This window comes from Enterococcus durans NBRC 100479 = LMG 10746, assembly GCF_001544215.1.
In the GTDB taxonomy this organism is placed as follows: domain Bacteria; phylum Bacillota; class Bacilli; order Lactobacillales; family Enterococcaceae; genus Enterococcus_B; species Enterococcus_B durans.
Map to the genome: position 1 here is coordinate 24,476 of NZ_BCQB01000034.1, position 6,245 is coordinate 30,720.

Annotated in this window: 5 protein-coding genes; all 5 read right to left on the minus strand. The window is 39.0% G+C overall.

Annotation, left to right across the window (positions count from 1 at the left end):
- Window positions 1–51: 51 nt before the first annotated feature.
- Entirely contained in the window at window positions 52–1,020 is a 969-nt protein-coding gene (locus tag ED2_RS10065; RefSeq protein WP_005879075.1) for a tRNA dihydrouridine synthase, read from the minus strand.
- A gap of 108 nt (window positions 1,021–1,128) precedes the next feature.
- Entirely contained in the window at window positions 1,129–1,650 is a 522-nt protein-coding gene (locus tag ED2_RS10070) for a GNAT family N-acetyltransferase (RefSeq protein ID WP_005879074.1), read from the minus strand.
- A 248-nt stretch (window positions 1,651–1,898) separates the two neighbouring features.
- Entirely contained in the window at window positions 1,899–2,669 is a 771-nt protein-coding gene (locus tag ED2_RS10075; RefSeq protein WP_005879072.1) for an ABC transporter permease, read from the minus strand.
- Window positions 2,662–3,597, minus strand: a complete 936-nt coding sequence (locus ED2_RS10080) for an ABC transporter ATP-binding protein (RefSeq protein ID WP_005879070.1) — start codon at window positions 3,595–3,597, stop codon at window positions 2,662–2,664. The genes ED2_RS10075 and ED2_RS10080 overlap by 8 nt, the downstream gene beginning before the upstream one ends.
- A 705-nt stretch (window positions 3,598–4,302) precedes the next feature.
- Complete coding sequence (locus tag ED2_RS10090; protein ID WP_060789781.1) at window positions 4,303–5,952, minus strand: MutS-related protein; 1,650 nt, start codon at window positions 5,950–5,952, stop codon at window positions 4,303–4,305.
- Between the last annotated feature and the right edge of the window lie 293 nt (window positions 5,953–6,245).

Here is a 6,245-nt window from a genome sequence, read left to right on the forward strand (position 1 = left end):
TTTCCGTGAATTTCGGCTTATATTTTTGGCCTTGATTATTTCATCTCAGCCTTATCTGTTTTTGTTCGCTTGAAATGTGTCCAGTATTGTTCTCACTTCATCTGTTGTTTTGGTATTCATTAGTTGAACACGCAGATCGTTTGCACCAGGAAAACCTTTGACATAGATTTTGAAGAAACGGTGTAATCCTGTGATCGAACGTGGAATGATCTGCGCATATTGATCTTGCAGATCTAATTGTAGGCGGAGTAATGCAATCAGTTCTTCTGACGAATGTTCTCTCGCTTCTTTTTCAAAAGCAAATGGGTTTTTGAAAATCCCTCGGCCGATCATAATGCCGTCTACTCCATATTTTTCTGCCAATTCCAAGCCCATTTGTCGGTCTTGAATATCTCCATTGATAGTGATCAATGTTTGCGGTGCAAGTGCATCCCTCAGCTCTACAACCCTTGGAATCAACTCCCAATGGGCAGCTACTTTACTCATTTCTTTTCTTGTTCGTAAGTGGATAGAAAGATTCGCGATATCTTGTTTCAAGAGATGACTGATCCAATCATCTAATTCCGATTGTTGCGTGAACCCAATCCGTGTTTTCACACTAACCGGTAGTCCTCCTGCCTTTGCAGCTTGGATCAATTCCGCCGCTACTTCTGGACGAAGGATCAACCCACTGCCTTTGCCTCGTTCAGCGACATTTGGTACAGGACACCCCATATTCAAGTCGATCCCTTTAAATCCCATTTCAGCCAGTTGGATACTCATTTCTTTGAAGAATTCTGGCTTATCCCCCCAGATATGGGCTACCATAGGCTGTTCATCCTCTGTAAAAGTCAATCGACCTCGAACACTTTCTTTACCATCAGGGTGACAAAAACTATCTGAATTCGTAAACTCAGTAAAAAATACATCAGGTGCGCCTGCTTCTTTCACGACATGCCTAAAAACCACATCTGTGACATCTTCCATCGGGGCTAATATAAAAAAGGGCTTAGGTAACGCTGCCCAAAAATTTTCTTTCACGTCATACACTCCATTTCATTACTGGCTCTTTAGTGATCTTCATCTTTAAAAAAACATGGTCATTATACTAGTTATATGTAAAAGAAGCAAAATCAGCGCTTCACTTCTTTAACGAACAAGCTTTTGATAAGCCAATCGTTCATTATCTGTATAGTCACTCACATAAACGATGCCTCGCAACTCAAAACCACTATGGTCCATGATACGCTGCATCCCTTTATTCTTTTTGTGTGTATCCACTCTAATTTGATGGATTCCTTGTTTTTTCGTTTCGGCTTCTGCAAATTCAATCAAGCGATACGCCAATTTTTGCCCACGAAATTCTTCCGACAGGGCAATACGGTGGATCGTTGTATATGGATCTGCTTCATTTTCCCACGTTCCTTCAAAGATTTCTTGGTAATTCTTGTCTGGTGTCCGTTGCAATGCCAGTGTTCCAGCCACCACTCCATCGACTAGAAGAATATAAGAAATCCCCTCTTCAATATCATTTTTGATCGTTTCTTCATTAGGGTAGCCATTTTGCCACTGTGGACTGCCGGCAGCCGCTAACAACGCCTTCGCATCATTGATGATTTTCATCACAGCTGGCAAATCTTCTACTGTTGTTTCCCGAAATACAAGGCTCATTCCCATCCACTCCTTTTTAATTTTCTATTTTAATACAAATAATGATCCTTGAGCAACTCCATCTTAGCATTTGATAAAAAAGAGCGCGATAAAAGTAAGTACTACTTTTATCTCACGCTCTAAATACATTTAAATGGTGAAAGTAGCAACAGCTTCTTCGAAAAACAAGCCGAAATTCACAAAAGCAATTTCCATTAATTTCTTCTTGTCTCTCGGAGTTAACCTCTCAGCTTCTTTCTGGCAATGTTTTAACTTCTCAACCCGCGTCCTTTATTGATCAAATACCAGCAAGCTGAATATAGGACGATGATAAACAAGACTAAAATCGTAAGAGAAACGCCGATCGGTACATCCTTTGTCCCAAGAAAACCATAACGGAATCCAGATATCATGTACACGATTGGATTGACTTTTGAAATAGCTTGCCAAACAGGTGGCAACATTGAAATCGAATAAAATACTCCACCTAGATATGTCAAAGGTTGTAAAACAAATGTTGGTACAATCGATACATCATCATAGGATTGAGCAAAGATCCCATTGATCAACCCAGCAAGAGAAAATAAAATCGCCGTCATCAACAAGGTCACGATGATGATCACCCACGAATGGACATGTAGTGGAACAAAAAAGAGCGACACTACCGTTACCAACGATCCTACTAGCACACTACGTCCTAATCCACCAATGACGAAGCCCCAGATAATCACATGTGTAGGCACTGGGGCAACCAAGATCTCTTCAATATTTTTTTGGAACTTCTGTGAGAAGAAAGACGATGAAACATTTGCATAAGAGCTAGTGATCGCTGACATCATGATCAGTCCAGGTACGATAAACTCCATATAAGAAAATCCACCCATATCCCCAATACGCCCGCCGATCATTTTACCAAAAATAACAAAATAAAGAGACGTAGTAATAACAGGTGGGACTAAAGTTTGGACCCAAATACGTAAATAGCGATTGGTTTCTTTGATAGCTAAACTTTTTAAAGCTGTAAAATAAAGACTAAACATTTTTTTCCTCCACATGACCATTTTCTTCCGTGATTTTCAAGAATAATTCTTCCAAACGATTCGATTTATTCCGCATCGAAAGAACTTTGACACCTTGTTGACTAAACTGATCGAAGATGCCATTGACACCTTGATCACGTTCGACTTCCACCGCAATTGTCCGTTCATCTTCAAACGAGTAATTATAGCCTGTAAGCGTAGGTGTTTGCTCATATGGTGCCAAATCAAAGATAAACGTTTCAAACTGTAACTTGGAGAGTAGTGATTTCATACTTGTATTTTCAATCAACTCACCTGATTGGATGATCCCAATGTTTCGACACAGCATTTCTGCTTCTTCTAAATAATGGGTCGTCAAAATGATCGTTGTGCCACTTTCGTTCAATTCACGTAAAAACTCCCACATTTCCCGTCTCAATTCTATATCTACACCCGCAGTAGGTTCATCTAAAATCAGCAATCTAGGTTCGTGCATCAGTGCCCTAGCAATCATCAACCGGCGTTTCATCCCGCCAGAAAGCATCCGTGCCCGCACATTTCGCTTTTCCCACAAATTTGATTGTTTTAAGTACTTTTCACTGCGTTTTAGCGCTTCTTGGCGTGAAACCCCATAATAACCTGCTTGGTTCACTACGATTTGTTGTACCGTCTCAAAAGGATTGAAATTGAATTCTTGTGGAACTAAGCCAATCTGTTGTTTCGCTCGAACCAAATCGGTATCCAGATCGTACCCAAATACTTTTACCTTACCCGAAGTTTTATTGACTAGAGACGTGATGATACCGATCGTCGTTGATTTTCCTGCACCATTTGGGCCTAACAACGCATAAAAATCTCCCGCCTCAACAGTCAAGTCGATCCCACGTAACGCCTCGACCCCTGTTGCATATATTTTTTTTAATCCATTTATTTCAAGAGCATTTGTCATTTTTCTAATGATCTCCTTTGTTCAACTGATTCTCTATTGTACCATGAAATCTCCTTTTTCATCCGTGGAAAAGACCAAAAAAAGAGAGGTTGGGACAGAAGTGTTTAACTCCGAGAAATAAGAAGAAATTCACGAAAATTGCTTTTCAAATTTTTGTGAATTTTGGCTTATTTCCGAAGGAGTTGCTTCTGCTCCCACCGTTTATTCGTTTTTAAAGCATGGGACAAAAGTGTTTTTTACTTTTGTCCCATGCTCTCCCAATTTAGGTATGGATAAACGTCGAAAGTAGAAGTCATCCCTTCTGTTTCCAACTCTCATTCTTCTGATTACATATTAAGAGTCCACATAATTTGTACGATGAGCGTAAATAAGAATATCCCTGTTACACCAATACCAATTAAAACAACACTTAACTTTTGTAACCGCGATAAATATGTAAAATTCTTGCGAAAAGCAATGATTCCCAACACCATTCCTAAACCAATGATATATAGAAAAAATACAAAAATCACGGAGAAGAAATTTTCTTCTTTTAAAATTAGATATGAAAAAGCGGAAAAGAAGTATCTCCCGAAACAAAACTCTCACAAATTACTTGTTACATTTTGCGGATTTCAGCTTTTTTCGGAGAAGACATTTCTATTCCCGCTACTTATTTAGATGTAACGGATGAAGTCATCCCGTTGTTCCTTTTTATCTCATTTTTTACTCAAATACACGCCACGTGCGATTATGATCAAAGAAAGTAGCTTCTTCTTTCGCATTTTTGACTAATTTATCAGGATAATCCAAAACTTTCAATAACGCGATCGCATTCCTGGTTATCGCTGGTCCTGCTTTTAATTGGAAATCAAAACTAATCCCCTTTTCTGGTGTGACTTGTTCTTCAAAATGGACATTCTCACACTCATTTTTTAAAATTTCCGTCAGTTCGATATCATGTGTCGCTACAAATGCCAAAGATGGATAATCAGACAACCAGTTCACCACTGCTGCAGAAGAGGCAATCCGTTCAATCGTGTTTGTCCCTTTTAAAATTTCATCAATAAAGCAGTAACAACGCTCTTTAGATGCAACTTGATCCAGCAATCGTTTTATCGACTTGATCTCTGACACAAAGTAGCTGTCACCTTCAAACAAATCGTCCTCGATTGCCATTGATGTCAACACATGGCCATGTTCAAGCGTAAAACGTTCCGCCAACACCGTTTGGATACTTTGAGCTAAAATACAATTAATGGCAATGCTTTTTACATAGGTAGATTTCCCGGAAGCATTCGAACCCTTCACTAAAGTATTCTTATGCCAGTCAACTGGGTTTACCACTGCTTCCGCCAATAGCGGATGGTAGCAATCTTCCGCTTCTACGCCACCTTTAGCGAATTGTGGTTGGCAATTAATCGGCATATATGTTCGATAATTCAACACCGCCGCCGCAACTTCCAATTCTCCCAGTAATTCCCACACTTTCATTGCCTCTGCTGTTTTCTTTTCTAATTTACTAATGACGAAATGATAAGAAATAAACGGCAACATAAACATCATATTCACGTAATCAAATATGATTTCCGCTTCCGAACCACTTTTCACACGAAAAGAAATACCAAATTTAGGAATATCTCTTAACGGCTTCACATTTTGTCGCAATTCTTCTTGAAATGGTGTTTTGATATTGGCCAGCTGATTAGCCGTTGTAATCGTTGAAACCAGATAGCCCATGCTATTGAGCTCTGTTTCTAATGTCTGTTTTTTTACTTGATAATAGATCGTATTAAAAACCAAACTACCGATTGCTAAATACACTCCAAAAACTTGCCCTAATAAAAGCAGAAGTACGCCAATGAGCGGTAAAAAACCTAGAAAAGTAAATAACCCGATATGTCCGATTTTCTTACTTTTCCCATCTGCCAGATATTGCTTGGTAAAATTTCCATCCTTTTTACCAAGCCGGGCAAATTGATATTGGATCTTTTCACGAACCAATGGCTCTTCTTGATAAAAAGCGATCAATCGTTCCAACCGTTTATCCTCCGTAAAGTCAAAGCTTCGCAACCGTTGATACAACGCCTCTGAGCCAATACTCGAATACGTCAGATTGATCCCCTCAAACACCTCGAACATGTCCAAGTCATACCACGTCAAATCATCTACTTCACTGGCCCACGAACGAAACTTTTTCTCCGTCAACCATGCATCCTTCAAGCTCTCTTCTTTATCAAACCGCGGCTGATAAGGTAACTTTCCCCATTTTTGGTGGACACTTTCTTTTAATTTATACCGCGCATGCACTTCCAAACCAATCAATAAAACAATGACCGCAAGAATCATTGCCACAATAAACGTTTTTTGATCCATCCCGCTTCCTCCATCTTTCAATTGGCTTAAGTATAGCATTGAAATGCTTGGAGGGGAGGGATTATTTTAGCGAGGTATCGCTTTTTACATTCTTGCTTTCTGTTGCATTTTTCGAACAACATAGAAAAGATGAAGAAAAAAATCTATAACGTTCCTAAAACAGATAAATTTTATGTAAAAATGAGGAAGAAAATCAAACGTTCAAGATATCATCATCGTTGCTCATTTATCTGATATGTGTACTATCAAGTGTAAAAATGGTCTTTTTTTTATAAAAAGACGCTAGATTGGAA

Coding starts and splice junctions, on each gene's coding strand:
- ED2_RS10070 (WP_005879074.1), bottom strand. CDS start 1,650: ATGAGCCTTGTATTTCGGGAAACAACAGTAGAAGATTTGCCAGCTGTG.
- ED2_RS10075 (WP_005879072.1), bottom strand. CDS start 2,669: ATGTTTAGTCTTTATTTTACAGCTTTAAAAAGTTTAGCTATCAAAGAA.
- ED2_RS10080 (WP_005879070.1), bottom strand. CDS start 3,597: ATGACAAATGCTCTTGAAATAAATGGATTAAAAAAAATATATGCAACA.
- ED2_RS10090 (WP_060789781.1), bottom strand. CDS start 5,952: ATGGATCAAAAAACGTTTATTGTGGCAATGATTCTTGCGGTCATTGTT.